Source organism: Pseudomonas machongensis (genome assembly GCF_034961125.1).
GTDB lineage: Bacteria > Pseudomonadota > Gammaproteobacteria > Pseudomonadales > Pseudomonadaceae > Aquipseudomonas > Aquipseudomonas machongensis.
The window spans coordinates 1-2,941 of the sequence record NZ_JAYFUI010000169.1 but is presented as its reverse complement, the minus strand read 5'-3'; the positions used below and the strand labels follow the sequence as shown (position 1 = coordinate 2,941).

The 2,941-nt window shown below is 64.9% G+C and carries 3 protein-coding genes; all 3 read right to left on the bottom strand.

Annotation, left to right across the window (positions count from 1 at the left end):
• Positions 1 to 516 precede the first annotated feature (516 nt).
• The gene (locus tag VA602_RS15440; RefSeq protein WP_323453651.1) at positions 517 to 1,734 is read right to left on the bottom strand and encodes a methyltransferase; all 1,218 of its coding nucleotides are present in this window, start codon (positions 1,732 to 1,734) and stop codon (positions 517 to 519) included.
• A gap of 92 nt (positions 1,735 to 1,826) precedes the next feature.
• Complete coding sequence (locus VA602_RS15435) at positions 1,827 to 2,516, bottom strand: ABC transporter permease (RefSeq protein ID WP_054925805.1); 690 nt, start codon at positions 2,514 to 2,516, stop codon at positions 1,827 to 1,829.
• On the bottom strand, positions 2,513 to 2,941 hold a 429-nt coding region (locus VA602_RS15430), incomplete at its 5' end, for an ABC transporter permease subunit (protein WP_323453650.1). The genes VA602_RS15435 and VA602_RS15430, both read right to left, overlap by 4 nt.

Genomic DNA, 2,941 nt, shown 5'->3' with positions numbered 1-2,941 from the left:
TGAGAGTTTTCATCGTACGACTCAATGCGATGCTAAGAACGGGTACCCCCTGGCAGGATGTGGACTTGCCTCAATGCAAGAGCGCAACACCGGCGTAAATTCGAACGCCGTACGTGTGGGAGCGGGTTTACCCGCGAAAAAGACACCGCGCTGCCTGGCACGGGCTACGCCCGTGTTCGCGGGACAAGCCCGCTCCCACAGGGATTGGGCTGGTCTTTAGATGTTGAGCAAGACAGTTGCTCCCACAGGGAATGGCTGGCCTTTAGATTCTGAACAAGACAGTTGCTGCAAGGGGCTTGCGCCGGACCCGGGATTCGGCTTATGCACAACCGGCATGCAGGCGCTGCGCGAAAGGCATGCCGAAGCGCTACGCCGTTGGTCTTTGCGCAAAGGCCTGTTTTTGCTGGTGTTCGCTTACTGAAGGAAATAAGCGAAGCGCCTGAAATAGCCGGTGGATCCAATAAACCGTGAATTTCATCACAAGCTTGTTCACAGACTTATCCACAGGTTTTCCGGCTAGTTTCGCTCACCCAGCAGCAGTAGGTTGCGGGGTGTCAGTGGGTAGTCGCAGAACACGCCCAGGCGCACGTTGTAGCCGTTTTCCTGAAGAAACAGCGCACGATCGAGTACCAACCACAACTCCAGCGGGCGACGGAATAGATTGCGCAGCAGTTCGAGGTTGCGCACTTGCGCCAGTCGTTGCCAGCCAGCGGCCTCCAGGGCGGCCCAGTCGGGGTTGCCGCTCAGGGGTACTTCGCGCAGTGCGGCGAGGTCGTGGCAGTAATCTTCGAAGGATTTTTCCAGCCAGGCCGTGGGCAACGAGGGCGTGGGCAGGTAGTCGTCGGTCTGTCGTTGCTGGCGTTGCAGCAGGTCGAAACCCAGGCGGCGGGCCATCGAGGTGTCGCGCTGGCGGCGGGTACGAGCGCCGGAGGTGACGGCTTCGCTCAGCGGCAGGCCCAGGTCGGTGATGCTCAGGTGCAGCTTCGAGGCTTGCGCAGCGCCCGACAGGGCCTGGTAGTGCTCGGCCTGGATGCGGTTGTAACAGCATGGGGCGACGGCGATCTGCCGGCAGCCCTGGGCGCTGGCCAGTTGCAGCAGGCGCACGTGCAGGTCGCCGCAGGCGTGCAGGGCGACCACGCTCTTGTCGCCGTCCAGGTGGCGGGCGCTGTCGTTGGCCATCACGTCCTGCTGCACGTGGCTGGCGCGCAGGTGGTGATGGTCGCTGAGGGTTTGCCCCGCACCGACCAGTTCGGCGTCGTATTCCAGGCAGGTGAGCTGCTGGCCGGGTTGCAGCAGGCGGCGGCCCAGGTGGCCCTTGCCGGAGCACCAGTCCAGCCAGTGCTGGGTGGGCTGGCCGAAGCTCAGGTGGCTGCCGAAGGCTTCGATCTGCTGCCACTTGCGGCCGGGGACGTGGACGTTCAGGCGGTGGCCGCCCGGCGGCAGTGGTGCCAGGGGCAGTTCGCCGACGTTCGACAGTTGCAGGGCCTGCTGCGCGAGCTGCGGGAAGGGGGCGGGGGCCGGCAACGGGTCGAGGTGATGCTCGGCGGCTTCGGCCTGTTCCAGGGTGCGGTTGCGCAACCACTGGGCGAGCTCGGGATAGCGGGATTCCCATTCCAGGTGCAGGACGGTGAAGGGGCGGGGTTTCCACAGGGATTCGTGCTGGAGCAGGAACTGGTCCAGGGCCTGGAAGCGCGCGTTCAGCTGATCGGGGTGGAGGAATGGGGTCGGGGGCATGGAGGGTGGTCGGTGGTGAGGCCTTCGCGAGCAAGTTGCAGCGGCGGTTCGTCGCTGCAACTTGCCCGAGAAAAGTTCAGCTCGGTTTCAGCTCACCGCCCCTGGCAGGCGTCGACGCGCAACCAGCGCTCGAGCAGCTTGAAGCCCTGCACCAGGACGAACGAAATCAACAGGTAGAACACGCCCGCGGCAAAGAATATCTCCACCGGCAGGTAGGTGCGGGCGATGATCGTGCGCGCCATGCCGGTCAGTTCCAGCAGGGTCACGGTGCTGGCCAGGGCGCTGGCCTTGAGCATCAGGATCACTTCGTTGCTGTAGGCCGGCAGGCCGATGCGCGCGGCGCGCGGCAGCATGATGTAGAACAGCGCCTTGCCCCGCGACATGCCCAGCGCGCGCGCCGCCTCGATCTCGCCTTTGGGGATCGCCTGCAGCGCACCGCGCAGGATCTCGGCGATGTAGGCGGCGGTGTGCAGGGTCATGGTCAGTACGGTGCACCAGAACGGATCGCGCAGGTACGGCCACAGCGAGCTGCTGCGCACTGCGTCGAACTGCGCCAGGCCGTAGTACACCAGGAACAACTGCACCAGCAGTGGTGTGCCGCGGAAGAAGAAGATGTAGCCGTAGGGCAGGGCGCGTACGTACCAGTGGCGCGAGGAGCGGGCGATGCCCAGCGGGATGGCCAGGATCAGCCCGGCGATCACCGCGATGGCCACCAGCTCCAGGGTCAGGGTCGCGCCCTGGGCCAGGCGTGGCAGCCACTTGATGATGACTTCCCAGTTCATTGCGCGGCCCTCATGAAGCCGCGAGCGGCGCGTTTTTCAAGGAAGTGCATGCCGGTCATGGCGACGATGGTCAGGCACAGGTAGATGCACGCGGCGACGGCATAGAAGGTGAAGGGCTCCTTGGTCACGGTCACGCCGATCTGCGCGTGGCGCATGATTTCTTCGAGGCCGATCACCGACACCAGCGCAGTGTCCTTCATCAGGATCATGAACAGGTTGCCCAGGCCCGGCAGGGCCACGCGCCACATCTGCGGCAGGATGATCCGCGAGAGGATGCGCCCCTTCGACAGCCCCAGTGCCAGGCCCGCTTCACGGTGGCCCTTGGGGATCGCCAGGATCGCGCCGCGGAACACTTCCGTGGCGTAGGCACCGAAGCACAGGCCCAGGGCGATCACCCCCGCGGCGAAGGCGCTGAGCTCGAGGCC

Excerpts from the sequence above, each read along its gene's own strand:
- VA602_RS15435 (WP_054925805.1), bottom strand. The coding sequence starts at position 2,516 with ATGAACTGGGAAGTCATCATCAAGTGGCTGCCACGCCTGGCCCAGGGC.
- VA602_RS15440 (WP_323453651.1), bottom strand. The coding sequence starts at position 1,734 with ATGCCCCCGACCCCATTCCTCCACCCCGATCAGCTGAACGCGCGCTTC.